This window comes from Novosphingobium sp. BW1, assembly GCF_008107685.1.
Taxonomy (GTDB): Bacteria; Pseudomonadota; Alphaproteobacteria; order Sphingomonadales; family Sphingomonadaceae; genus Novosphingobium.
In genome coordinates this window covers 1-26,967 of sequence record NZ_VIRF01000055.1, presented here as the reverse complement: position 1 = coordinate 26,967, position 26,967 = coordinate 1, and the positions used below count along the sequence as shown (strand labels likewise).

Here is a 26,967-nt window from a genome sequence, read left to right as displayed (position 1 = left end):
GAAAGGGGTCAGGAGTGGCTTGGCATGCTGGGCACGCGGCCTGTCCGGGATTGTGCAGATATTGCCGGCGCGGATGTGACGGGGCGGATGGCCTGCTTTCCTGTGGGTACTGGATCGGGCTGGAGCGCCGCTCGGGCAAGTTCCTCGCCGACACGGCGTATCACGCCCGACGAGGTGGGAAGATATTCGAAGCGGCCCTGGCGTCCGGCAAGGACGATGCCCTGTTCCTCGATCCGGGCAAGGGTGTCATGAAGGATGGCCTCGGTTCCCGGGCGATAGAGCGGGTAGCAATCCGGGACATGCTCGTGCCCTTCCAGGCGCAGGTCGCGGGCGAGGCCGACAGCGGAGAGGTGGTCGCGAAAATCGGCGAAGACGTCCTGCGGTGCGTGTTCGCCTCCCGGGGGCAGGGTGCACTCGACGGCGAAGAATTCGCGAGTCATCTGCGGTTCGGGGTAGATGCGCGAATAGATCGTCGCGCGTTTCCAGCGCCCGCGCGTATCGAAGTTGAACAGCACGTTGCCCGTATCGGGCGCCAGTTGGGCCGCCGAGACATAGAGCGTGGTCATGCCGAGCGAGGTCAGCCCGCTGGGCGCGCCGAACAGGGCGCGGTGCAGGGTGTCGAGCGGAAGCGCCGAGACGACAGCGGTGGCATCCAGGGAGCCGTGATCGGTTTCGATCCGGTAGGTCCCGTTACCTCCCGAGAGGGTGCGCAGCGCGGTTGCGGTACGGATGTCCACGCCCCGTTCGGCGAGGCGATCCGTGATGGCAGCAAAGAGCGGGGCGTATCCCTCGCGCGGGCGCACGTGCAGGGCGGGGCGGGGGCGGCCGGCCACCGAGCCCCGGCTGAGCAGTGCGCGGAAGGCCAGACGTGCCATTTCCCGTGGACGGGTCGCCTTCTCGATGAAGGCCATGCGGTGGAAGAAGAAGGACTCGCTCACATCCTCGGGAGGGACGTGGTTAAAACGGGTGATGTAGCTGCGCAGGCCGGTCTGCGCGAAGAAGCGCTTTCCGAGGCGCTGTGTCGATATCGCGGCCAGGCTGCCATCGCGCCGCACCGCAAAGCGCGAGACGGCGAGGTCGATCAGGGCCGCGGCCAGTTCGCGCGGAGGGCGACGCAGAAATTCGCGCGGTTCGAGCGGGTAGTGCGCGAGCGCGCCGCCTGGCGCGATCCGGCGCTGGCGGCGGATCACCTGCGGGCACATTTCGCGAAGTCCGGGCGCCAGATTGAAAAGGCGCGCGCTGCTCTCATAGAAGATTGAGCCGACATCGAAGGTGTAGGGGCCGATCGCGCGGGAACGGTGCGTACCACCGCACGCATCGCGCTCCTCGATCACGGTGACACGCATGCCCGCCTTGCTCAGGCTATCCGCCGCGCTGAGGCCGGCAATCCCGCCGCCCAGCACCACGACATGCTCCTGCAAGGACGTACTTCGGGTCTTATCCATCGCAGCGGCAGGAAAGGGAGGCACCACGAACGGACGAGGTGGCCCGCAGCGAACTCCAGATTTCAGGCACCAGCATCGCCCATCTTCTCCTGTTCGGGCCCGCAGGCGCCTCCCTCCTGTCGTGGCTGTGTTGTGCAGCGCGCGATCCGGGTGAGGGGCGGTTGCCCGGCCTCTCCATGATCGGGCGGGCGAGGGCGATGCTCAAGCCGCGAATGCTCCATTCCCGAGCCTTAGGGCCCATGGCAGCGCCGCGCGCGCGACAGCGTCTCCTTTTTACCGCAGGACGGGCGATGCCCGCCCTTGCTAACCTTTGGGGATGAACGAGACGATCAAGGCCGGGCGGCTCATGGCGGATTTGTGTGCGGAGGGGATCTGGTCGGCCTCCTCGTACATTCCTGGCAGCACCATGGAGGGATTCCCGGTCAGCCATACGCGGTGGGGGGCGGATCCAGGATTGGCAGGCCTGGCACGACAGTCAGATTCGCTGCGGAGGCGAGGATCCCGACTTCGATCTCGTGGTGTTCGTGCGCGAGGGCTATATGCTGGCGCGCGCGGTGAAGGCCGAACTGCCCGACTGGATCGTGCTCTGCGCGGAGAAAATCCCGCTCAACTACGTCATCGAGGATGAGAACAAGGGCACGCCATGGCTGGCGGCAATCACCGAGGCGGCCTGAAGGGCGGTTTGCCCACTCATGTCGAGAGGGCCTGTGGCGCGGTTGCCATGTGGCCCCTGAGGGCCGTGGCGGAGACGGAGGGATTCGAACCCTCGGTACCCTGATAGAGTACGGTTCCTTAGCAGGGAACTGGTTTCAGCCACTCACCCACGTCTCCGCAGCGGCTAGGGGAGCGCCTATAGCCATGGTCATGCGGGGCCGCAAGGGGCCATCGCGCGGTTTTTTCAATTCCTTGCGCAATTGGGGAAAATAGCCGGCAAAGGGATTTCGGCTGACCGCAAAAGCAGGTTGTCTGGCCGCCCGTTCATTGCGAGGTCAGGCGCACTCGATTCTTTATGGGCATATAATCATGGTACCGCGTGCAGGGGGCATGCGGAGCAGAGACATTTGGCGCAAAGGGCACCCCAGGCCCGGGAGGAACAAGCACGTGCGCAAGCAAACCACACAGCGGGCCGGTATCGGGAAGAGCCTCGTGGCTCTCGTCGCGGCAACAGCGATGGCTGTGCTGGGCCCGGCAACGACCGCCTCGGCCCAGATACAGACGGTCGATCCCGACACCGCCATCGATGGAGACCTGCAGGGAGGAACCACCCGCTATCCTGCGCCGCAGGGCACGACTTCGGCACCTGGGGTCCCGGCGGGCCAGACTTATCCGCGTCCCGGCGAACTGCCCGCCACCGACGGTGACTATCCGACAGGGACCTATTCGTCCAATCAGGGCAGTGGCGGCCAGGACACCGACAGCGCCGGGAACGGTACTCCGCTCGGCACGCCGATGACCTCGCCGGTCCCCGCCCCCACGGCGTCCTCCCCGGGCAGTGTCTCGGACTGGAATACGCAGGACTTTGCGGGCAACGCGACAGGGGCCGGACGGAATGGCACCACTTACCACGAGGATGACCTGATCGGCGCGGCCGAAGGCGTCTTCGGTAAGGGCGCGCAGGGGCTTGCGGACGTCATCCGTGACCTCCTGAAAAAGCAGGGCGAGCCTAACGGGTATATCGTCGGGCGCGAGGGCGGCGCGGCGCTCGCTATCGGTCTTCGCTATGGATCGGGCACCTTGTACCACAAGGTCGAAGGCCAGCGTCCGGTTTACTGGACGGGCCCCTCGATCGGCTTCGATGCGGGCGCCAACGCGGCGAGCACCTTCGTCCTCGTCTACAACCTCTACGACACCGAGGACCTCTACAAGCGCTTCGGCGCGGGTGAGGGTCAGGCCTATCTCATCGGCGGCTTCAACGTCTCGTACCTGCGGCGCGGGGACGTTGTCCTGATCCCCGTTCGCGCGGGCGCAGGCCTGCGCCTTGGTGCCAACATCGGCTACATGAAGTTCTCCGAAAAGCAGCGCTGGCTGCCGTTCTGATCGCGCGCCCTTAGCGCAACGATTGAAATGCGAGCGCGCCTCCAGTCCGGGGCGCGTTTCGATTTTGGGCATCTTTGCGTTTCTTGGTGTCGCAATTGTTGCATTAGGCTGTTGCGCGCAAACGGCGTCCGGAGTAAGGGCCGCCCGCCATGCTTAGCAACCTTCAACAACAGCCCGCCGACGCGCTTCTTGCGCTGATCAAGCTCCACAACGACGACCCGCGCGCCGACAAGATCGATCTCGGTGTGGGCGTCTACCGTACCGGTGACGGGGAAACCCCGGTCTTCGGCGCGATCAAGGCCGCCGAGAAGAAACTCGTCGAGACCCAAGACTCGAAGGCCTACCTCGGCCCTGAGGGTGACATGGGCTTTGTGGCCGCGCTGATGCCCTACGTCTTCGGCAAGGAAAACCCGGACATGGGTGGCCGTATCGAGGGCATGCAGACGCCCGGCGGCACCGGCTCGCTGCGTCTCGCGCTTGCCATGGTGCAGCGCGCGGGCGCCAAGCGCATCATCGTGGGCAAGCCCAGCTGGCCCAACCATGCGCAGATCTGCAAGGACCTGGGCCTTGAGGTTGTCGAGTTCAACCATTCCGGTGAAGACGGCAAGGTGGACATGGATGCGCTGCGCGCGGCCATTGCGTCGGGCGCCGAGGGTGACGCCATGCTGCTGCACGGCTGCTGCCATAACCCGACCGGCATCGACTACACTCACGCCAACTGGGACGAGATCGCGGCACTTCTGGCCAAGAGCCCGATTATGCCGATCCTTGACCTTGCCTACCAGGGCCTGGGTCTTGGCATGGAAGAGGATGCCTACGGCCTGCGTGCGGTTCTCGCTGCGGTGCCCGAAGCGCTGGTGTGCTACTCGTGCGACAAGAACTTCGGTCTCTACCGCGACCGCGTCGGCGCGCTCTACGCGTTGGCGAAGGACCCGGCGGACCTGACCAAGATCATGTCCAACGGCCACAGCCTGGCGCGCGCCAACTGGTCGCAGCCGCCAGATCACGGCGGCGCGGCGGTGCGCCTGGTGCTGGAAGACGAAGCGCTGACCGCGCAGTGGCTCGCCGAACTCGACGAGATGCGCGAGCGCATGCGCTGGGTACGTGACAAGCTGGCCGCGGCCGGTGTTACCGGCGGTGTCGACCTCTCGCCCATCGGCATCCAGAACGGCCTGTTCTCGATCATTCCCTTCACCCCCGAGCAGGTGCAGGACATGCGCAAGAACCACGGCATCTACTTCGCCGGTTCGGGCCGCATCAACGTGGCGGGCCTCACCACGGGCAACATCGACAAGTTCATTGCCGCCGTGGCACAAGTGACTGCCTGATGCCTCTTGAGCGTCAGCCGGTCCTTGATAGGGGCTGGCTGACGCTCCGGCCTCTGTGCGAGGCCGCCCCATGCGCCTTTCGCATGGTGGCACGTGATCCCGCTGTCCGAGCGGGCCTCCCCTTTCCAAATCGATGGCCGAAGTCGCGCCGGTGTAGCGGGTTGCGCGAGGCGCTTGGCGTCGGGAGCACCCCATGAACATCGCGATCCTCACCTTCGAGGGGTTCAACGAACTCGATTCGTTTATCGCCTCGGCCCTGCTCAACCGGATGAAGTCCAAGGGCTGGTCGGCGCAGATCACCTGTCCGAGCGCGCAAGTGACCTCAATGAACGGGGTGACGGTGCGCGCGCAGCAGCCACTCGCCTTCGCGCGCGAGGCGGACGCGGTGCTGATCGGCAGCGGCATCTGCACCCGCGAAATCGCGCAAGATCCCGCGATCCTGGAGCAGTTGCAGCTTGATCCCGCGCGTCAGCTGATCGGCGCGCAGTGTTCGGGCACGTTGCTGCTTGCGCGGCTGGGGCTGATCGGCGATCTTCCCGCCTGCACCGACCTCACGACGAAGCCCTGGGTGGTGGAGGCCGGTGTCGAGGTGCTCGACGCGCCGTTCATCGCCCATGGCCATGTCGCTACCGCAGGCGGATGCCTGGCATCTCAGTATCTTGCAGCCTGGATGATCGCGAAGGGAAGTGGTGAGGCGGACGCGCGCGAAGCGATCCACTATGTCGCGCCCGTGGGCGAAAAGGCGCGCACGGTGCGCCAGGCGATGGACGTGATCGGGCCCTACCTTCCCTGAATGCGCAGAGCCGGGCGGTCGGTCAGTTGCGCAGCGACTGCATACGCTGGAGATAGCGGGCCAGCACGTCAATCTCGAGGTTGACCGCATCGCCCGCCGAAAGCTGGCCGATGGTGGTGACCTCGGCGGTGTGCGGGATGATGTTGAGCATGAAGTGGCAGGTGCCGTCGGCCTGATCGTCCACGGTGTTGACGGTCAGCGAGACGCCGTCGAGCGTGATCGAGCCCTTGGGGGCGAGGTAGGGCGCCAGTTCCTTGCTCGCCGAGATCACGAACTGCTTCGAATCGCCGACCGGAGTGATGCTCACGACCGAGCCGACGCCGTCGACGTGGCCGGTGACGATGTGCCCGCCCAGTTCATCGCCCAGTTTCAGGGCGGGTTCGAGATTGAGCTGGGCGCCTTCCTCCCAGTGTCCGGGCGCGGTGCGCGCAATGGTCTCGCCCGAAATGTCGACCGCGAACCACGCATCGCCCGCCATGCCGCCCTTGTCGACCACGGTCAGGCACACGCCCGAGCAGGCGATCGAGGCGCCGATGGCGATCGTTGCGGGATCGAAGGGACAGGCGATCACCGCGTGCAGGTCGCCATCGTGGCGCGCGTCGCGCAGGGTGCCGATGGCGGTGACGATTCCGGTGAACATGCGGGCAGGGTCCCTTGGTGATTGGTGCTCAGCGCGCGCTGTAGACTTCGAGCGTGTCGCTGCCAAGGGCGCGGCGCTCGACCAGCGACCATCGGCCATGCGCCTGTGCGAGGGCAGACAGGCCGTAGTCGCGAAGGCCGGGCCGTCCGCCGACGAGGATGGGCGCGCGGTAGATCAGCAGGCGGTCCACCAGCCCCGCTTTCAGGAAGGCCGTGGCCGCGCCTGCTCCGCCCTCGACAAAGAGGTACTGGATACCCTCCATCTCCCGGATCGCTTCGGGGGCGGCAAGCGCGTTCCACCCTTCGGGCACCAGCCCGCGCGTCAGCACCCAGCGCGTCGGGCTGCGTGCCTCCAGACCGGGCAGGCGCACGTCGAGGTGCGGGGCATCGGCGCGCAGCGTGCCGCCGCCCACGAGAATGGCATCGCTCTTCGCGCGCATGGCGTGGGTGTGGGCGCGCGCCTCGGCTCCGGTGATCCACTGGCTCTCGCCGCTTGCCATCGCGATGCAGCCATCGAGCGAGAGCGCGAGCTTCAGCGTGACGTGCGGGCGTCCTTGCGTGCGCTGAAGGAGGTAGCCGGCAAGGCTTTCCTCACAGGCGGGGGAGGACAGATACTCGGCTTCGATCCCGGCGGCGCGGATGCGCGCTAGCCCGGCGCCGCTGGTGCGCGGGTCAGGGTCCATGCAGCCGATGACGACGCGGGAAGGCTGCGCTGCGCAGATGAGATTGGCGCACGAGGGGCCGCGCGGCGACTGGTGCGCGCAGGGCTCCAGCGTGACGTAGAGCGTTGCGCCGCGCGCGATGTCGCCAGCAAGGCCGAGCGCAACCGCTTCGGCGTGAGGTCGTCCGCGATCCTGCGTCCACCCGCGCGCGAGGACGCGGCCATCCTTGACGAGCAGCGCGCCGACGCCCGGGTTGGGGCGGCTGAGCGGACGGGCCCGCGCGGCGAGCGCAGCCGCAGCCGCAAGCCAGCGCGAATCGTCGCTCACGGCCGGGTGGGGGCGCCGCCAGATTCGGCCGAGGGCTCACCAGCCATCTCGCCGGGCATCTTGGGCGCGACGGCGCCATCGGGCAGGCGAGGCTTGCCGATTTCCTTGAGCTTGGCGGCCTCTTCGGCGGCCTGCTCGGCTTCGGCCTCACGCGCGATCTTGTCGACGTCCATGCCCGACCAGCGGCCCAGCGTCTTGTAGATTTCGCGCACCTCCTTGTCGCGCTTGGCCTGCTCGAAAGCCAATTCTTCCTTGGCCTTCTGGTTGGCGATGTTTTCGTTCAGAATTTCCTCGTCGGTGCGGCCTTCGGGCAGCGTGGATATCCAGGTCACCTTGGGCGGGGGATGGGGGGCAGAGCCCTCTTGGCCAGCCATCATGTAGAAGATCGCAAAGGTGCAGGCGGCCGAGATCGCGGCAATGCGCCAGCGGTTCGTGCCCGCCTGCTGCCATACGAACCGGAAGTCCGCGAGCATGCCGGTGGGCTTGACGTCTTGCCAGTATCCGGAGCGTTTTGAAAAAAGCATGGGAGCTATTTAAAGCCTATTGCGCGCAAACGCTAGCCGAAGGGGACATAGAGGCTGCGCCCATGTGCCTTGAGCCAGCGGTTCGCCTCGTGGACCGAACCTTCGAAGATGGTCTTAAGGCAGTGGTGAAAGGCGGGCGAATGGTCGAAATGGACAAGGTGGGCGACCTCGTGCGCAACGACCGAGCGGCGCACCGCGTCGGGGGCCATGACAAGCCGCCAGTTGATGCGGATTGCACCGTTCGCCGCGCAGCTGCCCCAGCGCCGCCTGGCGCTGGAGAGGGCAAGGGCGGGCGTAGGTTGGCCTGCGCGCGCGCAGTACTCGGCAAGGTCCGCTTCCAGAAGGGGCCGTGCCTCGCCCTGCATCCAGCGGGCAAGGCGCGAGGGGAGCGAGGATGTGGGCCCTCCGACCTTCAGCGTCTCGGAGCCCAGCACAACCCGGCGCGGGGCGGCAGGATCGTGGGCGAGCACGCGCGCGGCGCCGCGAAACAGGATCTGCGCGCCGTCGGTAAGCTCGCTGGCCTCAGGGATCGCGCGCAGCTGCGCCTCCAGCCAGGCCTTACGCGAACGGGCGAAGGCGAGTGCCTCGCTCTCGCGCACATAGGGGGGGAGGGTGATGCGCACCGCACTGCCATCAGGCGCAAGGCGCATGGTCATGCGCCGGGCGCGCTCCATGCGGCGAAGGATAACGGGGACGTCGCGCCCGCACAGCGTGACGCTCGGCTCCTCACGAGGATCGCGCTTGAGCCAGTCGAGCATGGACCTCAGGCGTCCCGCTCCTCATCGTCGGCCCCGGTCTCGACGATGTCCCAGGGGTTCTGGCCGTCCTCGATCTCGAACTCCTGCTCCATCCCTTCGGGCAAGATGATGTGCTGTTCGAGCGGCCCGGCATCGATCTCGCTGACCACGCGGCCCGCTACTGAAACTCCGGCGCGGTGGACGGCCTCGCGGTCGCCGCAGACAAGGTAGTGCCACGCGGGCAAGGGCTGGTCCTCGGCGCGCAGGCGATAGGCGCAGGTCTCGGGGAGCCAGGGGAGCGAACCCGCGGTGCGCAGGGTCAGCGTCAGGCAATCGGCCACCGCGCGTTTGCGGTGGGGATAGTCGCTGCACAGCGCGGTCTTGGTGTCGAGCAGCTTGCAAGCGACATTGGTGTGGTAGATATCGCCGCTGTCGGCGTCTTCCACCTTATGCAGGCAACACTGGCCGCAGCCATCGCACAGCGCTTCCCACTGGGCCTTGTCGAGGCTGGCCAGCGGGCGCTCCCAGAACGGGCGGGCGGTCATTGGACGAGGGCCTCCAGGTCGCCGGCAACGGCCTTGCGGCCCTTGTCTACGGGCAGCATGGCGACGGGCTCGCCTTGGGGGTTCATCAGGTAGACGAAGCGCGAGTGGTCCATGAGGTAGCCGCCCTGCGTTTCCGCGCCCTTGCCGTAGTAGACCGCGAAGGCCTTGGCGGCGGCATCGACCTGCGCCTTGGTGCCGGTAAGGCCCTTGAGGTCCTCCCCGAAGGCGGCGGTCCACTCGCCCACGATCTCGGGTGTGTCGCGCGCCGGGTCGATGGTGACGAAGATGGGTTGCACCTTGGCGGCGGCCTCGGGATGGGCCTTGGCGAAGGCGTTGTAGCCCATCATCATTTCCTGCACGTCGATCGGGCAGGCGTCCGGGCAGAAGGTGTAGCCGAAGTAGAGCATTGCCCACTTGCCGCGAAAATCCTTCCAGGTGACAGTCTTGCCGTCCTTGTCGAGAAGCGTGAAGGGCCCGCCGATCTCGGCGCCGGTGATGTCCGTGCCGACGATGGGGGGTATTTTGGGCGCGTCGCTGGCGCCCGAACAACCCGCAAGAGCGAGGCTAAGGCCCAGCGTTGCGGTAAGGAGCGTGCGGCGGACGGCGCGGGAGGCAAGATGGGTCATGGCGAAGCGGTTCATGCTCTGCTAGACCGCGACTTGCAAGGCGCGGATGGAGGGCGCGCGCCTGGCTTGTTGAGAATTCACGGAAGGATATCAAAGGTGTCGAAACTCGCGAACCGGAACGGAACGCCGCTTGGCCGGCTGTTTCTGAAAGGTGCCCTGGCGCTGGCTGCGGCGGGTCTCGCAACGGGCTCGCTGGCGAGCGGCGCGGCGGCGCAGACCGGTTTTTCCGAAGGCTACAAGTTCCTCGAATCGGTGAAGAAGAAGGAAGGCGAAGAGGTCGAGCAGGCGATCATGACCTCGCCTCTCATCGTCAATTCCAAGGACGTGACTTCTGGCGAAACCGCGCTCCACATCGTGGTGCAGCGCCGCGACATCACCTGGCTGCGCTATCTCGTGCAGAAAGGGGCCGAGCCCAACTTGGCCGATGACCACGGCCGCACGCCGCTGCAACAGGCGGTGAACCTGGGCTGGCGCGACGGCGCGATCTACCTGATCGAGAACGGCGCGCGGACCAACGACTCCAACGATGCCGGTGAGACCCCGCTGATCTCGGCCGTCCACCGCCGCGACACCGAACTGATGAAAGCGCTGCTGAAGGCGGGTGCCGATCCTTCGCGCACCGACAATTCCGGGCGCAGCGCGCGCGATTATGCTGAACTGAACGGCAAGGACAGCTATCTGGTGAAGGTCATCGACCAGAACGTGACCGAAGGCGCCAGCAAGAACTCCAAGCCCGTCTACGGTCCCACTTTCTGAAGGAACAGGGCATGGAAGAAGCCACCACTCTCGCGGAACTGCGCCGCAATCTGGCGCCCGCGATTGCCGATGCCGCCGCCTTCGATGGCTGGAGCGCGCAGGCGGTCGAGCAGGCCGCGCGCCAGCACGGCGTCGATCCCGAACTTGCCGCCTATGCCTTTGGCGGCAAGCAGATGGCGATGATCGAGGCCTGGATCGAGGCGATCGACGCGGCGATGTTCGCGGCGGTTCCCGCCAGCTCGCTGGCGGGCGTTCCCGTGCGCGAGAAGATCCGCCGCCTCGTCATGGCGCGCCTCGAAGCGGCAAGTGGGCGCGAGGAAGCGCTTACCCGCGCGCTGGCAATCATGGCAATGCCGCAGAACCTGGCGCGTGCCACGCAACTGGGCTGGTACAGCGCGGACCTGATGTGGCGCGTGGCCGGCGATACCGCGAGCGACTACAACCACTACACCAAGCGCACCACGCTGGGCGCGCTCTATGCCGCGACGCTGCAGGTCTTCGCGCGCGAGAAGGACCCGGAAAAGCCCGAAACCCGCGCCTTTCTGGAGCGCCGGATCGAGGGTATCCTGCGCTTTGAGAAGATGAAGGCGCAGCTCACCCGTTCGTCCGATGAGCGCTTCAGCCTGACCCGGCTCCTGGGGCGCCTGCGCTACCCGGCGCGCTGACACCGTCATCCTCGTGCGCAGGCGCGCCGTCGTACGCGCCTGCAAAATTTGATTTCGGCCCAGGACATGGCGCGCTGCTTATTGCGAAGCAGTTGCAAAGAAGCCTCTAATCTGGCAGCGCCATCTTATGACTCTCGATCAACAACCCATCGATCAGAAGGTCCGCATCGTTGCGGTCGACTGGGACCAGCTCGTCCCTGAAGAAGCGCGGCGTCTGCGCGCGCTTGGCATCGATACCGGCGCGCAGGTTTCGGTGTCGCAGCGCGGCGTGTTCGGGGGGCGTGACCCCATCGCGCTGCGCATCGGGCGCATGGTCGTCGCGGTGCGCCGCGCCCACGCCGCCGCGATCGAGGTGAGCGATCTGGAGAGCACCAAGGCATGAGCCGGCCCCGCAAGATTGCCCTCGTCGGAAATCCCAACGCCGGCAAGAGCGCGCTGTTCAACGCGCTGACCGGCGCACGCCAGAAGATCGCGAATTATCCAGGCGTTACCGTGGAGCGAAAGTCGGGCCGCCTGGTCCTGCCGACCGGCGAGCCGGTCGAGCTGACCGACCTTCCCGGCGCCTATGGCCTTGATGCGACGAGCCCCGATGAGGAAGTGACCTCCAAGGTCATCCGAGGTCAGTTCCCGGGTGAGGCGGAGCCCGATGTGCTGGTCGTCGTCCTCGACGCTTCGAACCTGGAACAGCACCTCGTCTTCGCGCAGGAACTCCTCGCACTGGGCAAGCCCACCGTTATCGCGCTCAACATGGTCGACCTTGCCGAGCGCGACGGACTCGTGCTCGATCCCTCTGTGCTGGAGGAAGAGCTGGGCGTGCGTGTGGTGCCCACCGTGGCGGTGCGCCGCCGTGGCCTGACCGAACTGGCCGAAGCCGCATCTTCGGCCGGGCTGCGTGAGGCGGGCCCGAGCCTTACGGAGATCGGCGAGACCGAGCGTCGCGTGGCCGCGCACGCGATGGCGAACGGCGCGATCCTTTCGGAAACCCGCCAGCGCCGCCTCCACGCACGTCTCGATTCGGTCCTGCTCAATCCATGGGCCGGACCGGTCGTGCTTTTCGCGCTGCTTTTCGTGATCTTCCAGGCGGTCTTCGCCTGGGCCACGCCCTTCGCTGATGCGCTGGAGGCGAGTGTGGGCGCGCTGCACGACGCGGTAACGGGCCTCATGCCCGCCAGCTTCGTGCGTGATCTCCTGACCGAGGGCATCATCTCGGGCGTGGGCTCGGTGGTGGTGTTCCTGCCCCAGATCGTCATCCTCTTTGCTTTCATCTTGGCCATGGAAGCCTCGGGTTACATGGCACGCGCGGCCTTCCTGATGGACCGGATGATGGCGAGCGTGGGCCTTTCCGGGCGCAGCTTCATTCCGCTTCTCTCCAGCTTTGCCTGCGCTATTCCGGGCATCATGGCGACCAGGTCGATCACGGATCCCAAGGACCGGCTGACCACGATCCTGATCGCGCCGATGATGACCTGCTCGGCGCGCCTGCCGGTCTATGCCGTCATCATCGCCGCCTTCATCCCCAACCAGAGCATAGGCTGGGGCGTGGGTCTGCAGGGCCTTGTGCTCTTCGCGCTCTATCTTGCGGGCGTGCTCGGCGCGATGCTGGTCGCGCTGATCCTGCGCCGTTCGGTGACCAAGGGGGCGGCCTCGGGCTTCATCATGGAGCTGCCCAAGTACCAGTTGCCCCGGCCAGGTGATCTCCTGCTGGGCCTGTGGCAGCGCGCGTGGATCTTCCTGCGCCGTGCAGGCACGATCATCTTCATGGTTACGGTGGTCCTGTGGATCATGCTCAGCTTCCCGCGCGCCGAACCCGGTCAGAGCCAGGTCGACGCCTCGTTCGCCGGCAAGATCGCCAACGGCCTTGCCGTGGTGGTCGAGCCGATCGGCTTCAACCGGGACATGGCGCTCGCGCTCATCCCGGCGATGGCCGCGCGCGAAGTGGCGGTCTCTTCGCTGGCGACGACTTACGCTGTCGATGCGAGCGACGAGGACGAGGAAGCGGCCGAACTGGGCGAACAGCTCAAGGGCCGCTGGACATTGCCGATGGCGCTGGCCTTCCTTGCCTGGTTCGTCTTTGCGCCGCAGTGCATGTCGACCATCGCCGTCACCCGGCGCGAGACCAATGGCTGGAAATGGCCGAGCTTCATGCTCGCCTACCTCTTTGGCCTTGCCTACGTGGCGGCCGGAGCGACGTACTGGCTGGCGGTCTGGGCGGGGCTCTAGGCCGAAATTCGGGCAGGGCTGTTTAAAAACCGGGGGACACGACTCGCGTCCCGGCCAGCCATTCGCTAACTCCGGTGGCCGAAATTCAGAAGAAAGCGATTCATCCATGGCAGGCAGCGTCAACAAGGTCATCCTCGTCGGCAACCTCGGGGCCGACCCCGAAGTGAAGTCGTTCCAGAACGGCGGGCGCGTGGCGAACCTGCGCATCGCGACCTCGGAAACCTGGAAGGACCGCCAGACCGGCGAACGGCGCGAGCGTACCGAGTGGCACCAGGTCGTGCTCCAGTCCGACGGCCTCGTCGGGGTGGCCGAGCGCTTCCTGCGCAAGGGCTCGAAGGTCTACATCGAAGGTCAGCTGCGCACCCGCAAGTGGCAGGACCGTGACGGCAACGACCGCTACACGACTGAGATCTCGGTCGCTGGCATGGGCGGTGTGCTGACCATGCTCGACAGTGCGGGCGGTGGCCAGCGCAGCGGTGGCGGCATGGGCAGCAGCTCGGGCGGTGATGGCGGCTCGTCCTCGGGCGGCGGGGACTGGGGCCGTTCGGGCGGCAGCTCGGGCGGTGACAGCTGGAGCGGCAGTGGCGGCTCGTCCTCGGGCGGCAGCGACTGGGGCCGCAGCGGCGGTTCGTCCTCGTCCTCCTCGGGCGGCGGCTTCGGCGACGATCTCGACGACGATATTCCGTTCTGATCGCAGCCCCGATCACAACGCAAAAAGGGCGGGATACCTCGTGGTATCCCGCCCTTTTTGCGTTCATGGTGTCCGTACGTTTCAGGCCTTGCCGGTCAGGCCCTTCAGCGCGGCGAAGGGGCTGTTGTCTTCCGGCGTCGACAGGCCCGCTTCGGCGCGCGCGGCTTCGGCGTCGGGGCCGGTCAGGTACGGGTCGATCGACAGTGCGAGCGACTGCGCGACCGCTTCGCCAAGGTCAACGTAAGTGCCCGAATATTCGATTTCGTCCAGGTCGTCGCTGGCGAGTTCGATCTCGGCGTCGGGCGCGTAGCCGGTCAGCTGGGGGACGAAGCGCACCTCGATGGGCTCGCCGGAAATCTCCACGGCAAGTTCATCGGCCGAGATTGCGCAGGTCTGCACCCAGGCCGCATCGAGCGTTCCCTTCACGGAAACGGTACGTTCCTTGCGGGTCAGTTCAAGCTGGGCGACGAGCTTTTCGAGGCGCACCAGGCCGAAGCGCCTGGCAAGCGCGGCGCGCTCGGCTTCGTTCGCTTCCAGTCGCGGGGCCAGCCCTTCGACCTGGCGCACGTCGACCGTGTGCGAGAATTCGGGGGCCGGGATGGGGCCGGAAGACGGGGTTTGGGGGGAAGAGGTCATCGCGCAATCCTTGCGGCTAGCAGATCGTCGTCGGAGAGGGACTGGAAGGTGGAGTGAAGCGCCCGCACGGCTTCGGCCAGCGCGGCCGTTGAAGCATCCTCGTTTAGCGTCACGTTGCGCGCCAGGACGTCCTCTAGCGAGGTGTGGCTGTGCGGGGCAAGCGCGTCGCGCAGCGCGCCGATGCGCCCACCAAGGACGCTCACCAGCTTGCCCATGCGCTTGCCCACGACAAGATCGCCCACGCCCGACTGGCGCAGCTGGCCATCCATGTCCTCGACGAACAGTTCGGTAAGGCGCGCGGAGGCATCGATCAGCGGGGCCGGGGCCGCTGCGTCCAGAGCCGCGCGTTCCATGCGCAGCATGGCGAGCGCCATGACCAGTGTTACCGCATCGAAACGGCCCGACACCGTGTCGGCAACGCCCTCGCGTGCGTACCAGTGTTCCTCGCGGGCAATATCCACGAGGCGGTGCCAGAGCGGGCGCATGTCGGTGCGCGGCGCCTTGCGTGAGCCCATGAGGCGGGAAAACAACGACACCGGGCAGAGCACTCCTTCGTTCAGCGGCAATTCAATCGACACTGGCCAGGCAGTGCAAATCGGGTCCCTTTGGGCGCACAGCCATTGCGCACGCGCTTGCGGGGCCTTAAGGCCTGATGCCGATACATGGGCGGCAGGCGCGCTGGCAAGGATTCTTGCCTGCCATGTCCCCGAGGTTTTGGAGTGTAGTGATGGGTAACCGTGGTTTGAAGCTCAGGTCGGCAGGGGCGCTTCTTGCGCTCGGCGCGCTGGTCGCGGGCTGCAGCTCGATCAAGGACCATCGCGGGTACATCGTGGATCAGACGCTGGTCGATTCGGTGCAGCCGGGCGTCGACAACCGCCAGTCGGTGGAGCGCACGCTGGGCCGCCCGACCTTTGAAAGCCAGTTCGGCGCCAAGGACTGGTACTATGTCTCGCAGACGGTGAAGACGCCCGCGTTCCGCAAGCCGCGCACCGATCAGCAGACCGTGTTCCGTGTCCAGTTTGATGCGAACGACAACGTTCTGGATGTCCAGCGCCGCGGCATGGAGCAGGTTGCCCGCATCAGCCCCAACGGTGACACGACGCCCACGCTGGGCCGTCACCGCTCGCTGCTTGAAGATCTGTTCGGCAACATCGGTGCGGTCGGCACCGGCGGTATGGGCGGCGGTCAGGCACCGCAGGGCCCGGGTCCGAACGGCAGCTGATCGCCAAGGTGGTATCGGGCGGCTCGGTGGGGTTGCTCATCCTTTGCAAAGGCGCGCGGGATGCACGGTCCCGCGCGCCTTTTGCGTGGGGGGCGTGCAATCGGGCGCAGGCTATGTCTTGAACGGCACACAGGCGGGCATATATCCTCGCCCATGAATAGCGATGCAGCGAGCCACGGCCTGGTACAGTGGCATGGGACGACGATCATCGGCGTACGCAAGGGCGGACGCACAGTGATCGCCGGAGACGGTCAGGTCTCCATGGGCAACACCGTCATGAAGCCCAACGCGCGCAAGGTCCGGCGCATCGGTGAGGGCGGCAAGGTCATCGGCGGCTTTGCCGGCGCGACCGCCGATGCCTTTACCCTGTTCGAGCGTCTTGAACGCAAGCTGGAGCAGCACCGCGGCCAGCTGATGCGCGCGGCGGTCGAACTCGCCAAGGACTGGCGCACCGACAAGTACCTGCGCAACCTCGAAGCGCTGATGATCGTGGCGGACGCCGATTCGCTGCTAATCCTTACCGGCAACGGCGACGTGCTCGAACCCGAAGCGCTGGACGACAGCCAGATCGCCTCGATCGGTTCGGGCGGCAACTACGCGCTGGCCGCTGCGCGCGCGCTCGACGCCTACGAGGACGATCCTGAACAGATCGCGCGCAAGGCCATGCAGGTTGCCGCAGACATCTGCGTCTTTACGAACGACCGTGTTACGGTCGAAACCATCTGATTGCAGCGAAGAGACCCATGAAAGACACCCTTACCCCCAAGGCCATCGTGGCTTCGCTCGACGAGCACATCATCGGCCAGTCCGAGGCCAAGAAGGCCGTCGCGGTCGCATTGCGCAACCGCTGGCGCCGCCAGCGCCTCTCCGCCGACCTGCGTGATGAGGTGACGCCCAAGAACATCCTGATGATCGGCCCCACGGGCTGCGGCAAGACCGAGATCAGCCGCCGTCTGGCCAAGCTCGCCGATGCGCCTTTCGTGAAGGTGGAGGCGACCAAGTTCACCGAGGTCGGTTATGTCGGCCGCGATGTCGAGCAGATCGCCCGCGACTTGGTTGAGGAAGCGATCCGGCTTGAGAAGGAACGCCGCCGCGAATCCTTGCGCGAGGCGGCGAGCAAGGCGGCGATGGACCGCCTGCTCAACGCGCTGGTCGGCGAAGGTGCCTCCGAGGCCACCCGTGCCGCCTTCCACGAGCGTATCACCCAGAATGCGATGAACGACACCGAAGTCGAAGTCGAGGTCGAGGACGCACCGAGCGGCGCCATGGAGATCCCCGGCATGGGCGGCTCGGTCGGGATGATCAATCTCTCCGACATGATGGGCAAGGCGTTCGGCGGGCAGAAGACCGTGCGACGCAAGATGAAGGTGCCCGAAGCCTGGGACAAGCTGGTCGACGAGGAATCGGAAAAGCGCCTCGACCAGGACGATGTCCAGCGTGTCGCCATCGCGGATGCCGAGCAGAACGGCATCGTATTCCTCGACGAGATCGACAAGATCGCCGTATCGGACCAGCGCGGGGGCACCGTTAGCCGCGAGGGTGTGCAGCGCGACCTTCTGCCGCTGATCGAGGGCACGACCGTCGCCACCAAGTACGGCGCTATGAAGACCGACCACGTACTGTTCGTCGCCTCGGGCGCGTTCCACGTTTCCAAGCCTTCGGACATGCTGCCTGAACTTCAGGGCCGCCTGCCGATCCGTGTCGAGCTGAAGGCGCTGACCGAGGCCGATTTCGTGCGCATTCTGTCCGAAACCCGCGCGAACCTTGTGGCGCAGTACAAGGCGCTGCTGGGCACCGAGGACCTCACCATCGAGATGACCGAGGGCGCGGTGCGCGAAGTCGCAAAGATCGCCGCGCAGGTGAATGAAAGCGTCGAGAACATCGGCGCCCGCCGCCTTCAGACGGTCATGGAAAAGCTCTTCGAGGAGCTTTCCTTCGAGGCCGAGGACCGCAGCGGCGAGACGGTGACGATCGACGAGGCCTATGTGCGTGAAAAGCTAGAAGGCCTGGCTGGCAACGCCGATCTTTCCAAGTACATCCTGTAATGACGGGCGGGCCGGTGCGCGAGGGACGCGCGATGATCGCGGGGATGTCGCCCCGGCTCGACCCCGAAACCTGGATATTCTGCATCGGCGGCGCGCCGCTCACGCAAGCCTTGGCCAGCTTTGCCGAGGCGGAAGGTCTCTCGCAGATCCTTCCCCTCGCGTTCGCCGAAATGGCGGGGCATGACACCTCCCTACCCATGGCCCGGATCGTACTGGAAGTGCACTCCGCTCTTGACGGCTCCGGGCTGACGGCGGCGGTTTCCACCGCGCTGGCCGACGCGGGGATTGCCTGCAACATGGTCGCTGCTTTCCACCACGATCATGTCTTCGTTCCCTTTTCCGAGAAAGACCGGGCCCTCGCCGTGTTGAAGGCGCTCCAGTCCCGAGCCTCATGAGAACGACGAAGAAGAGATGTCCCAGGGCCATCGCTCCCAGGCTCCGCAAATAGTCCAGCTTACGTCCCGCACGCTGCCCTTTGCCGAGTATGGGATCATGGGGCGATGGTCCCTTGAATCTGGTTCCAGGTCCTCTTCTTGTGGACGGGCGGCGTTCCTGAAGAGAGGTCCCCAAACGTGACGAATACTACACAGCGTTGCCCCGTGTCGCTGGACCTGGATCGCGACGGGGCCTGCCGTGTCACGGGGTTTGCGGAAACGATCTTACCCGCCCTAATCTCTGAGTTCGCGGCGTATCCGGTCGGACAGGCGGGCGTGCGGCTTTCCGGCGTGCCGGGTCTGCAGATATTGCTAGGCGCGGGGAGCGTCATGGGCGGCGAAGTCGAAGCCCGCGCAGGACGCCCGATGCAACCTGTACGCGCAGTGCTGTTCGACAAGCGCGCCGATCGAAACTGGGCGCTGGGCTGGCATCAGGACCGCACGATTGCCGAGCGCGCTCGCCATGACGTGCCGGGCTACGGACCCTGGAGCATCAAGCAGGGCATCTGGCATGTCGAACCGCCGTTCGCGCTGATCGGGGCGATGATGACGGTGCGCATGGCGCAATCGCGGCAGGCCATCTGCCTTGCCGAGGTGGGGGACGTCTGGTTCTACCGCACCCCGATCCTTCATGCCTCCGATCCCTCGGATGGACGCGCGACGGGACGGCGCGTGCTGCAGGTGGATTATTGCGGGCAGGGCTTGCCTGCGCCTCTGGAGTGGCTAGGCATCGGGTAAACGCCATTTGGAAAGGATGCCGCGCCCATGTCGCAGTACGAGACGCCCGAAGACCGCCCGATTTATCGCCTCCTCACCGGCAAGGACGACCGCGCCTTCTGCGAGCGGATTTCCGAGGCTCTGGAGCAGGGTTGGCGGCTCTACGGTTCGCCCTCGATCAGCTGGGATACAGCCGAGAACTGCATGAAGGCGGCGCAGGCGGTGATCTGGCATGAGGCCGACGTGGTCATGTGACCTACAAGGTCTGCGGACACGAAAAAGGGCGAGGCGGGTGCAGACCGTCTCGCCCTTTTTCGTGTCGAGCTTGTCTGTCAGACCTGGAAGGGACTGACCACCAGCAACATCGCGGCAGCGGGAGCCAGCGCGGCGGCGTAGAGGAGGGTGGTCGTCAGGTCGGGCAGGTGGCGCTGTGTACGTTTCAACAGGAAACTCCGGGAACTCGGGCGGGGCAGTCAAGGGTTCGTTTATTGCCAACCCTTGAACAGCTACCCGGTTCCCGGAGAAACAATCAGTGCGGGACAGTGCCCAGCTCGAAGCCGGTCTTGTCGTGCGCGGCGAACTTGTCGACGATGTCCGCGCTCGCCCGGTTGTAGCCCACGACGCGCACGTCCGCTCCGCCTTTGGCCAGCTCGGCAACGACCTTGTCGAGCGCCTCGACCGAGGAAATGTCCCACAGGTGCGCCTTTTCCATGTCGATGACGACCTTTGGGGCCGTCTCGCTCGCGGCGTCCATCTGCTCGATGAAGCGGTGGACCGAGGCGAAGAAAATCTGCCCGGCTACGCGGTAGGTGGCGGTATCGCCCTCGACGGTGCGCTCCAGCGTGAAGAGGCGCTGGACCTTCTGGGCGAAGAACACGCCCGAGAGGAGCACGCCCACGATCACGCCCTTGGACAGATCGTTGGTGGCGACCACGGTGACGACGGTCGCGACCATGACCACCGAGCTCTGCCAGGGGTGGCGGCGGAGGTTGGGGATCGAGTTCCATGAGAACGTGCCGATCGAAACCATGATCATCACCGCCACGAGGCTGGGCATCGGCACCTGGCCGACCCAGGGGCCAAGCGCGGCAAGGAGGATGAACAGGAAGATACCCGCGGTCAGCGTCGATAGGCGCCCGCGGCCACCAGAGGTCACGTTGATGACCGACTGGCCGATCATCGCGCAGCCGCCCATGCCGCCGAACATAGCGGCGATGATGTTGGCGATGCCCTGACCGCGGCACTCGATGCGCTTGTAGGAATCGGTGCCGGTCATGTCATCGACGATCTGCGCGGTGAGTAGCGTCTCGAGCAGGCCCACTGCGGCCATCGCGAGCGCGGTGGGAGTGATGATCTGCAGCGTCTCGAAGGTCAGCGGTACCTGCGGGAAGGCGAAGGAGGGCAGGCCCTTAGGCAGTTCACCCATTTCGCCCACGGTGTGGACCGGGGTGTCGAAGGTCAGCGAAATCGCGGTGAGGACTGCGATGGCGATGAGCGGCGAGGGGACAACTGTCGTCAGGCGCGGCAGCAGGTAGATGATCGCAAGGCCGCCCGCGATCATGGCGTAGGTGTGCCAGGTGACGCCGGTCAGTTCGGGCAGCTGGGCCATGAAAATCAGGATCGCAAGCGCGTTGACGAAGCCTGTGATGACCGAGCGCGAGACGAACTGCATGGCGAGGTTCAGCCGCAGGATGCCTGCGATGATCTGGAACACGCCCATCAGGATGGTCGCAGCGAAGAGATAGTCGACGCCGTGCTCGCGCACGAGCGGGCCGACCAGCACCGCCACCGAGGCGGTCGCGGCCGAGACCATCGCGGGGCGCCCGCCGGTGAAGGAAATGATGATCGCGATGGCGACCGAGGCCCAGAGGCCAACCGCGGGATCGACCCCGGCGATGATCGAGAAACCGATGGCTTCGGGGATCAGGGCAAGACCGACGACGAGGCCCGAAAGCACGTCGGCGCGAATGTTCGACCGCCATCCCTGACGGTAGTGGGCGAGAAAGCTGCTCATTTAGGTGATTTTCCGCATCAGGCACATGGGAGCGCCGGGTTTCAATTCAAAAATCCGGGGTTCTTCAAAAGCATGTGTGTGATGTTGCCCGGCGGATCGGCGGCCGGGATAGCCACCCGGAATTGCACCGGGTCCTTGCGAATACGCCGCTTTTGCCGATTCGCACCCGCAATGGCAAGCCTTGTGATCTCGCAGGCGCAGCACGAGCGGGGCACCCAGCCTGCGGCGGATGGCCAGATGGCCGCGGCAGACAGAAGATTCGCCCTCTTTTCGAGTGTCTTGTGCGCGCGGCCCGAATGGCTCTTCGCGGACAAGATCCGGGCCTTACTCGGCGGCTTCGTCGAGATCCTCGGCTTCGCTGGCCTGACGCGCCCACATCTCGGCGTAAAGCCCGCGCTGGGCGAGGAGTTCGCCGTGGCTGGCGCTCTCGACGAGGCGCCCCTCGTTGAGGACGAGGATGCGGTCCGAGCCTGCGATGGTCGAGAGGCGGTGCGCGATGGAGAGCGTGGTGCGGTCGCGCGAGACGCGCTGGAGGGTGCCTAGAATGTCCTTTTCGGTGCGCGTGTCGAGCGCGCTGGTGGCCTCATCGAGCATCAGGATGGGCGGGTTCTTGACCAGCGTGCGCGCGATGGCAACGCGCTGTTTTTCACCGCCCGAGAGCTTGAGACCGCGCTCGCCCACTTCGGTGTCGAAGCGCTGGGGAAGGCGGTCGATCAGCGGCATCAGCGCAGCGCCGCGCGCGGCCGCTTCCACGTCCTGGGGCCCTGCGCCGTCGCGGCCATAGGCGATGTTGTAGCCGATGGTGTCGTTGAACAGCACTGAATCCTGCGGGACGATGCCGATGGTGGCGCGCAAGCTCGCCTGCGTCACTTCGCGGATGTCCTGCCCGTCGATCAGGATGCGCCCTTCGAGCGGATCGTAAAAGCGGAAGAGAAGACGCGCGATGGTCGACTTGCCTGCGCCCGAGGGGCCGACGAGTGCGACGTTGTGCCCGGCGGGCACGTGGAATGAGAGGCCTTTCAGGATCGTGCGGTCGGGCTCGTAGCCGAAGACGACGTTCTCGAAGGTGATGCTGGGCTCGCGGATCGCCAGTGCGGGGGCGCTCGGGCGGTCGGGCACTTCGACCTCGGTGTCGATCAGGCGGAACATTTCGGCCATGTCGATCAGGCCCTGGCGGATGGTGCGGTAGACCATGCCGAGCATGTCGAGCGGCCGGAACAGCTGCGTGAGGTAAGTCTGGACGAAGACCAGCTGGCCCGCCGTGTATTCGCCCCGGTACCATCCCCAGACGGTCCAGGCGAGCGCGCCCGCCATCAGGAGATTGGTCACAACGGCCTGGGTGATATTGAGGAAGCCGAGCGAATTCTCGCTCTTTACTGCCGCTTCCGCATAGGCGCGGGTGGCGGAGGCATAGCGCTCCTGCTCGCGCGCTTCGGCGCCGAAGTACTTCACCGTCTCGTAGTTGAGGAGCGAATCGACTGCGCGATCAAGCGCCTGCCCGTCGAGGCGGTTCATCTGCTGGCGCAGCTTGGTGCGCCACTCGGTGATCGTGCGCGTCACCCAGATGTAGGCGACGATGGCGGTGGCAGTCGCGGCGACAAGGCCGGGCCCGAAATTGACGTAGAAGATGACCGCAACGATCGCGAGCTGGAGCACGGTCGGCGCGATGTTGAAGAGCATGAAGTAGAGCATCGTGTCGATGCTCTTGGTGCCGCGCTCGATGGTCTTGGTGATCTCGCCGGTGCGGCGCGAGAGGTGGAAGCGCAGTGAGAGGCGATGGAGCTGGCCAAAGACGTTCTCGGCGAGCGCGCGCGTCGCGTCCTGCCCTACCCGCTCGAAGACTATGTTGCGCAGATTGTCGAAACTGTTCTGGAGCAGGCGCCCGGCCGCGTAGCCCAGCACCGTCCACATCGCGAGCTGGATCAGCTTGGGGCCGGTGGCCCCCATGGCATCGACCGCCCAGCGCAGGAGGTAGGGCAGCAGCAGCTGCGTACCTGTGGAGGCCAGGATGAACACGCAGGCAATGACGATGCGCACACGCAAGGCCTTGTTTTCTCGCGGCCACAGATAGGGGAGGAACCGCAAGAGAGTGCGCCAGCCGTCGTGGTTGGCTTTGGAATTGGGAGCAGCGCTGTCAGGTGGCATGGGCGCTATCTAGGAGCCTTGCGCGCAAATTGCATCCCTTTGCAGGAGCGGCAGGGCGTATCAGGTGCGGGGCAGGTCGAGAAAGAAGGGATCGAGACCCATGTCGAACTTGCGCCCGAAGAAGGCGCCGCTGGCTTCCAGATCGGGTCTGTCGGCGCGCGTCAGGGTGCGCGGGCTCGAGGCACCGTGCGGGAAGTCGGTGAAGCGGCGATTGGGGGCAAGCCGGCTGGCAAAGTGGGTGCCGATGATGGTGGGAATAACATGTTCATCGCTGCACACGGTGCCGTTCAGGCGCCCGGAGGCAAGCGTGCAGGGCAGGATTTCGCCCAGGGTTTGCAGGGCATCGGCGGGAAGTGACCACCACGTCGCCCCATAGGACCATGGGCCGAATGGGCGCGCCCGATCCAGGCGCAAGAGGCGTCTTGCGGTATCACCCCAGCGCGCAAGGCGGCGCAGCTGCCAGGTTACCGCGTAGGCGCGCGCGTCCTCCTGCGGATCGAGCCGCAGATAGCGCGTGTCGAAGCGGTAGGTCTGCATGCGCTCTTCCAGGTGCCCGGCACGCACTTCGATATGGCACAGGCCCTTGGCCATCTCCTGCGCCAGGTCGGCGCGCGTCAAGAGCGGCCAGTCGGCCCCGCTGATGAGGTGGGCCGCGTCGCAGCCAAGGCGTAGCGCCTCGCACACCAGCTTGGTAACGGCCGCGACCTGGCTCCAGTGCCCCCAGCGTACGGTCACCGGATCGGGGATGAGATGGACCCGCCCCGAAGGTCCGGGAAGGTCGCCTTCCAGCTCGGGCCATAGCAGCGAGGCGCGGTCGGCGTGGATGATCGCGATGTCCTCCTTTCCGGACACGAGCAGGCGCTCGATGAGCCGACGCAATTGCGCGGCGTTGTTATGGGCAAGGATGAGATAGGCGAAGCGCATGGGGAGTTCTTCTCAGCGGCCGAGCGGCACGCGCAGCGGTGAGGCGAGGGCGGTGAGCATCGCACGCACTTCACCCCAGGCGGGGTGGCGGGTGAGGGCGAGTGCGATGAGCCAGAGCCCCACGCCCAGGCCCGAGAGCGCGAGAAGCTGGAGAAATGGCATTTCGGCCCCGCCGTGCCCGCTCCACCCGGCGAGCATGAGCGGGAGGACTGCTGCGAGCGCGCAGGCGCCGCTGCGCAGGTACACGCGCAGCAGCGCGGTGAAGGGAAAGGCCATGAGGCGCGAGAGATAGCTGGCGTAGATTGCCCACCACACGAAACCATAAGCGATGCGGCTCATGGCCGCCGCCTCAAGGCTGATCCAGGCGCCAGCGGTCAGGATCGCGACGGCGGCGACTGTGTCAAGCAGGTTCACCCAGACGAGGCGCCGGATCTGGCCCAGCAGCAGTGGCACATCCATCTGCAGGGGAACGGCCACGAAGAAGATCTCGCCCAGCGCGGTCCAGCGCAGCAGCGAGGCCGAGCCCATCCAGTTGGGGCCATAGAGCAGCATCACGAGCGGCTCGGCGGCGAGCGCCAAGCCCAGCATCGCGGCCCAGTTGAGTGCGGTATAGCAGGCGACGAGGTGCAGATAGGGCTCGGCCAGCGGCTCTCCGGCGTCGCGCTTGCGGGCAAAAGCGGCGTAGAACACGGTGCCGATGGCGCCGGTCAGCAGGGTGGTGAGCTGGCCGGCAAGCGCACTTGCACGGGAAAACAGGCCGGTCGCGGCAAGGCCAAGGAGGCGCCCGACAATGAGGTCCTGCGAGCGCTGCCCGATGGCCGCGCTGGCGCTCAGCACAAAGGACATCGAACTGAAGCCGAGCATGGGTCTGACCGCAGTGAGGACGCGGGGCAGGCGTGGGCGCACGGGGCGCTGCCAGTTGGCGAGCGCGGCGCGCACGAGTGCGGTGGCCAGAACGCCCCAGGCGAGGGACCCGGCTCCAAAGCCCGCCGCCGCGAGGGCAACCGCGGTGCCATTCCCGGCAAGTGCGCTGCCCGCATTTACCTTGAACAGCGCGCGAAAATTCATCGCGCGCACCAGCAGGGCGGCAGGGACCGTAGCGTAAGGGGTCACGAGATAGGAGGCCGCGATCAGCCACAGCAGGGGGGCGAGCGCGGGCTCTGTGTAAAGATGGGCCACGAGAGGAGCGGCCAGGGCGACGACAAGCGCGACCGACCAGCCAATCGTCACGGCGACCCCAGCGTAGAACGGCACGGCGCCCGTCTCCATCTGCGGCTGGCCCGAGATGAAGCGGGTAATGCCCAGGTCCTGGAAGATGGAGACGAGCATGGCCGCGGCGAGCGCGATGGAGAAGAGGCCGACGTCTGCGGGCAGGAGGAAGAAGCGCGAGATGATGACGCTCGCGGCAAACTGGACCGTGAAAGTCGCGTATTGTGCGCCCATCGACCACAGGGCGGCTCTCCGCACACTCATCGTGCGTGCAAGGCCCTGGCGAGGCGAAAGGCTCGGCCGGGTAGGCCGAAGCGCACGAGCCGCACGACCGTGCGCCACAGCCCCTGCGTCTCACCCCCATCCTCGACGTGCTGCAAAAGCAGGGCAAAGCCATCTCCGCCCATGGCCTCGCGCGAATAGACAAGGTGCAGGGCGATCTCGCCGCGCAGTGTGCGCGTCACGCCTTGGCGCCCGAAGAGATCGTCAAAGGCGTCAAGCGGCGGCAGGCGTTCGAGATCGGCCGTGGGGTCGTTGCGTCCGGCCGCGCGCTCCGCATAGGCGAGACGGGCGACCGCGCTGCCGATCTGCTGCTCGGTCGCGTGGCGCGAGGAGACCTGTTCGGGATAGCGCCGGTACTGGAGCAGTCTCTCGGGAATGTTGCCAAGGTGCGTGAGGTTGGCAAGGCGCAGCCACAGGTCAAGATCCTCGCAGTGCCGGAAGGCGGCGTGGTATCCGCCCGCTTCCAGTACAATCGAACGGCGCATCATGGCCGAAGGGTGGCAGATGAGCTGGCCGCCGCGGGCAATGGCCGCCAGCATTTCCTCGTGGGTGCACGGGTGATCTGCCACGATCGGGGCGAGTGGACGGCCTTCGCCGTCGATGTCCGCGCTCCAGCTACCGACCACGCCGTACTCGGGATGGGCGTCCAGGAAGGCATATTGGAGGGCAAAGCGATCGCAGCGGCTGATGTCATCGGCATCCATGCGCGCAATGATGGGGGCCCGTGCCATGGTCACGAGTTCGTTGAGGCTGACGATGAGGCCCCTGTTCTCGCGCAAGATGAGGTGAATGCGCGTATCGCTCCTCGCGTATCGCTCCAGGATCGCCTGCGAGCCGTCTGTCGAGCCATCGTCGAGGATCAGGAATTCGAACTCGGCAAAGGTCTGGGCGAGCACGCTCTCGATGGCCTTGGCCACGTAGCGTTCTCCATTATAGACGCTCATGGCCACACTGATGGCAGGAAGTGGGCAGGAGGACATCAGACGCGCGTATTCCCTTTGGGCGTCCAGACCCTTTGTGCCGGGGCTGGATCTCGAATTCGAGACCCTAGGCTAAGGCGGGCAGGTAAACAAACCATCCGGTGGGTCACGCCCGGAGCGCCGCAGGATAGCCGCGAACCAGGGCCACGGGATGCCCTTGAATTGGCCGTGCATGAGCACCACCTCGGTACGAGGCCGGAACAAGCAAGTCTGGCATGATTTGATGAAACTTTTTTGAAAAAAGGGTTTGACCGAATCGCGGGGTCCGCTTAGAGGGCCTCTCACCGCAGCGAAGCACGCCGCCAAACACGGCGCTTTGGGGTGGTCGCCACGATAGACGGACAGCTTGTTCCCCGGGTCTTTA

The 26,967-nt window shown here is 66.0% G+C and carries 30 protein-coding genes, 1 tRNA gene and 1 other annotated feature; of the genes, 15 read left to right on the top strand and 16 right to left on the bottom strand.

Annotation, left to right across the window (positions count from 1 at the left end; all coding sequences use genetic code 11):
- Positions 1–8 precede the first annotated feature (8 nt).
- Complete coding sequence (locus tag FMM79_RS04975; protein ID WP_240338989.1) at positions 9–1,445, bottom strand: NAD(P)/FAD-dependent oxidoreductase; 1,437 nt, start codon at positions 1,443–1,445, stop codon at positions 9–11.
- A 524-nt stretch (positions 1,446–1,969) separates the two neighbouring features.
- On the opposite strand from FMM79_RS04975, the gene FMM79_RS21170 reads away from it, so the two are divergent.
- On the top strand, positions 1,970–2,119 hold the full coding sequence (locus FMM79_RS21170; protein ID WP_153269312.1) for a hypothetical protein: 150 nt from the start codon (positions 1,970–1,972) through the stop codon (positions 2,117–2,119).
- Between the two features lie 66 nt (positions 2,120–2,185).
- On the opposite strand, the gene FMM79_RS04970 is transcribed toward FMM79_RS21170, so the two are convergent.
- Positions 2,186–2,276: transfer RNA gene (locus tag FMM79_RS04970), tRNA-Ser, on the bottom strand.
- Between the two features lie 213 nt (positions 2,277–2,489).
- Here FMM79_RS04970 and FMM79_RS04965 point away from each other — a divergent pair.
- From FMM79_RS04965 to FMM79_RS04955, 3 genes are all read left to right on the top strand, one after another.
- Positions 2,490–3,482 (top strand): DUF1134 domain-containing protein, encoded by a 993-nt coding sequence (locus tag FMM79_RS04965; RefSeq protein ID WP_148626442.1) that lies wholly within the window; start codon positions 2,490–2,492, stop codon positions 3,480–3,482.
- 149 nt (positions 3,483–3,631) lie between these two features.
- Positions 3,632–4,810 (top strand): aromatic amino acid transaminase, encoded by a 1,179-nt coding sequence (locus FMM79_RS04960; protein WP_148626441.1) that lies wholly within the window; start codon positions 3,632–3,634, stop codon positions 4,808–4,810.
- A gap of 193 nt (positions 4,811–5,003) precedes the next feature.
- The gene (locus FMM79_RS04955; protein WP_148626440.1) at positions 5,004–5,603 is read left to right on the top strand and encodes a DJ-1/PfpI family protein; all 600 of its coding nucleotides are present in this window, start codon (positions 5,004–5,006) and stop codon (positions 5,601–5,603) included.
- Positions 5,604–5,625: 22 nt separating this feature from the next.
- Here FMM79_RS04955 and FMM79_RS04950 read toward each other — a convergent pair whose 3' ends face one another.
- The 6 genes from FMM79_RS04950 to FMM79_RS04925 are packed head-to-tail and all read right to left on the bottom strand — an operon-like array spanning position 5,626 to position 9,663.
- Positions 5,626–6,243 (bottom strand): riboflavin synthase, encoded by a 618-nt coding sequence (locus FMM79_RS04950; RefSeq protein WP_148626439.1) that lies wholly within the window; start codon positions 6,241–6,243, stop codon positions 5,626–5,628.
- Between the two features lie 28 nt (positions 6,244–6,271).
- Positions 6,272–7,231, bottom strand: a complete 960-nt coding sequence (ribD, locus tag FMM79_RS04945) for a bifunctional diaminohydroxyphosphoribosylaminopyrimidine deaminase/5-amino-6-(5-phosphoribosylamino)uracil reductase RibD (protein ID WP_148626438.1) — start codon at positions 7,229–7,231, stop codon at positions 6,272–6,274.
- Positions 7,228–7,755, bottom strand: coding sequence for a hypothetical protein (locus FMM79_RS04940; RefSeq protein ID WP_240338988.1), 528 nt, complete (start codon positions 7,753–7,755; stop codon positions 7,228–7,230). Before FMM79_RS04940 ends, ribD begins: the two co-directional genes overlap by 4 nt.
- Before the next feature lie 32 nt (positions 7,756–7,787).
- On the bottom strand, positions 7,788–8,513 hold the full coding sequence (locus FMM79_RS04935; RefSeq protein WP_148626437.1) for a M48 family metallopeptidase: 726 nt from the start codon (positions 8,511–8,513) through the stop codon (positions 7,788–7,790).
- 5 nt (positions 8,514–8,518) lie between these two features.
- The gene (locus tag FMM79_RS04930; protein ID WP_148626436.1) at positions 8,519–9,037 is read right to left on the bottom strand and encodes a YcgN family cysteine cluster protein; all 519 of its coding nucleotides are present in this window, start codon (positions 9,035–9,037) and stop codon (positions 8,519–8,521) included.
- Positions 9,034–9,663: an SCO family protein gene (locus FMM79_RS04925; protein ID WP_240338987.1), complete on the bottom strand. Its 630-nt coding sequence runs from the start codon at positions 9,661–9,663 to the stop codon at positions 9,034–9,036. Before FMM79_RS04925 ends, FMM79_RS04930 begins: the two co-directional genes overlap by 4 nt.
- A gap of 96 nt (positions 9,664–9,759) precedes the next feature.
- Here FMM79_RS04925 and FMM79_RS04920 point away from each other — a divergent pair, with 96 nt between their 5' ends.
- The 5 genes from FMM79_RS04920 (at position 9,760) to ssb (ending at position 13,995) form a co-directional block, all read left to right on the top strand.
- Complete coding sequence (locus FMM79_RS04920; protein ID WP_240338986.1) at positions 9,760–10,419, top strand: ankyrin repeat domain-containing protein; 660 nt, start codon at positions 9,760–9,762, stop codon at positions 10,417–10,419.
- 11 nt (positions 10,420–10,430) lie between these two features.
- On the top strand, positions 10,431–11,084 hold the full coding sequence (locus FMM79_RS04915) for a COQ9 family protein (protein WP_148626433.1): 654 nt from the start codon (positions 10,431–10,433) through the stop codon (positions 11,082–11,084).
- A gap of 127 nt (positions 11,085–11,211) precedes the next feature.
- Positions 11,212–11,466 carry a FeoA family protein gene (locus FMM79_RS04910; RefSeq protein WP_148626432.1) on the top strand — a complete coding sequence of 85 codons (255 nt, stop codon included), beginning with the start codon at positions 11,212–11,214 and terminating at the stop codon, positions 11,464–11,466.
- Positions 11,463–13,304, top strand: a complete 1,842-nt coding sequence (locus tag FMM79_RS04905; protein ID WP_148626431.1) for a ferrous iron transporter B — start codon at positions 11,463–11,465, stop codon at positions 13,302–13,304. Before FMM79_RS04910 ends, FMM79_RS04905 begins: the two co-directional genes overlap by 4 nt.
- A gap of 106 nt (positions 13,305–13,410) precedes the next feature.
- Entirely contained in the window at positions 13,411–13,995 is a 585-nt protein-coding gene (ssb, locus tag FMM79_RS04900) for a single-stranded DNA-binding protein (protein WP_148626430.1), read from the top strand.
- An 81-nt stretch (positions 13,996–14,076) separates the two neighbouring features.
- Here ssb and FMM79_RS04895 read toward each other — a convergent pair whose 3' ends face one another.
- Complete coding sequence (locus FMM79_RS04895; RefSeq protein WP_162853538.1) at positions 14,077–14,631, bottom strand: DUF177 domain-containing protein; 555 nt, start codon at positions 14,629–14,631, stop codon at positions 14,077–14,079.
- Positions 14,628–15,167: a ubiquinol-cytochrome C chaperone family protein gene (locus FMM79_RS04890; protein ID WP_148626429.1), complete on the bottom strand. Its 540-nt coding sequence runs from the start codon at positions 15,165–15,167 to the stop codon at positions 14,628–14,630. Before FMM79_RS04890 ends, FMM79_RS04895 begins: the two co-directional genes overlap by 4 nt.
- Positions 15,168–15,358: 191 nt before the next feature.
- Here FMM79_RS04890 and FMM79_RS04885 point away from each other — a divergent pair, with 191 nt between their 5' ends.
- From FMM79_RS04885 to FMM79_RS04860, 6 genes are all read left to right on the top strand, one after another.
- On the top strand, positions 15,359–15,853 hold the full coding sequence (locus tag FMM79_RS04885; protein WP_148626428.1) for an outer membrane protein assembly factor BamE: 495 nt from the start codon (positions 15,359–15,361) through the stop codon (positions 15,851–15,853).
- Positions 15,854–16,006: 153 nt separating this feature from the next.
- Positions 16,007–16,579, top strand: coding sequence for an ATP-dependent protease subunit HslV (hslV, locus tag FMM79_RS04880; protein ID WP_148626427.1), 573 nt, complete (start codon positions 16,007–16,009; stop codon positions 16,577–16,579).
- Between the two features lie 17 nt (positions 16,580–16,596).
- Positions 16,597–17,898, top strand: coding sequence for an ATP-dependent protease ATPase subunit HslU (hslU, locus tag FMM79_RS04875; protein ID WP_148626426.1), 1,302 nt, complete (start codon positions 16,597–16,599; stop codon positions 17,896–17,898).
- Positions 17,898–18,293, top strand: coding sequence for an ACT domain-containing protein (locus FMM79_RS04870; protein WP_148626425.1), 396 nt, complete (start codon positions 17,898–17,900; stop codon positions 18,291–18,293). Before hslU ends, FMM79_RS04870 begins: the two co-directional genes overlap by 1 nt.
- A 204-nt stretch (positions 18,294–18,497) precedes the next feature.
- On the top strand, positions 18,498–19,070 hold the full coding sequence (locus FMM79_RS04865; protein WP_148626455.1) for a phytanoyl-CoA dioxygenase: 573 nt from the start codon (positions 18,498–18,500) through the stop codon (positions 19,068–19,070).
- Positions 19,071–19,097: 27 nt separating this feature from the next.
- On the top strand, positions 19,098–19,304 hold the full coding sequence (locus FMM79_RS04860) for a DUF1737 domain-containing protein (protein ID WP_148626424.1): 207 nt from the start codon (positions 19,098–19,100) through the stop codon (positions 19,302–19,304).
- Positions 19,305–19,578: 274 nt separating this feature from the next.
- Here FMM79_RS04860 and FMM79_RS04855 read toward each other — a convergent pair whose 3' ends face one another.
- From FMM79_RS04855 to FMM79_RS04830, 6 genes are all read right to left on the bottom strand, one after another.
- On the bottom strand, positions 19,579–21,063 hold the full coding sequence (locus FMM79_RS04855) for a SulP family inorganic anion transporter (RefSeq protein ID WP_148626423.1): 1,485 nt from the start codon (positions 21,061–21,063) through the stop codon (positions 19,579–19,581).
- 41 nt (positions 21,064–21,104) lie between these two features.
- Positions 21,105–21,377, bottom strand: a complete 273-nt coding sequence (locus FMM79_RS04850) for a hypothetical protein (RefSeq protein WP_148626422.1) — start codon at positions 21,375–21,377, stop codon at positions 21,105–21,107.
- Positions 21,146–21,201 (bottom strand) — a sequence feature (sul1 is cis-regulatory element that is thought to sense ions involved in sulfur or methionine metabolism; They are found in Alphaproteobacteria). It overlaps the preceding gene by 56 nt.
- A gap of 10 nt (positions 21,378–21,387) precedes the next feature.
- Positions 21,388–23,208: an ABC transporter ATP-binding protein/permease gene (locus FMM79_RS04845; RefSeq protein WP_148626421.1), complete on the bottom strand. Its 1,821-nt coding sequence runs from the start codon at positions 23,206–23,208 to the stop codon at positions 21,388–21,390.
- A 60-nt stretch (positions 23,209–23,268) separates the two neighbouring features.
- Positions 23,269–24,132 carry a beta-1,6-N-acetylglucosaminyltransferase gene (locus FMM79_RS04840; protein WP_148626420.1) on the bottom strand — a complete coding sequence of 288 codons (864 nt, stop codon included), beginning with the start codon at positions 24,130–24,132 and terminating at the stop codon, positions 23,269–23,271.
- A gap of 12 nt (positions 24,133–24,144) precedes the next feature.
- Positions 24,145–25,605, bottom strand: a complete 1,461-nt coding sequence (locus FMM79_RS04835; protein WP_148626419.1) for an oligosaccharide flippase family protein — start codon at positions 25,603–25,605, stop codon at positions 24,145–24,147.
- A complete protein-coding gene (locus FMM79_RS04830; protein ID WP_148626418.1) occupies positions 25,602–26,603 on the bottom strand; it encodes a glycosyltransferase in 1,002 nt (333 codons plus the stop codon). The genes FMM79_RS04835 and FMM79_RS04830 overlap by 4 nt, the downstream gene beginning before the upstream one ends.
- Between the last annotated feature and the right edge of the window lie 364 nt (positions 26,604–26,967).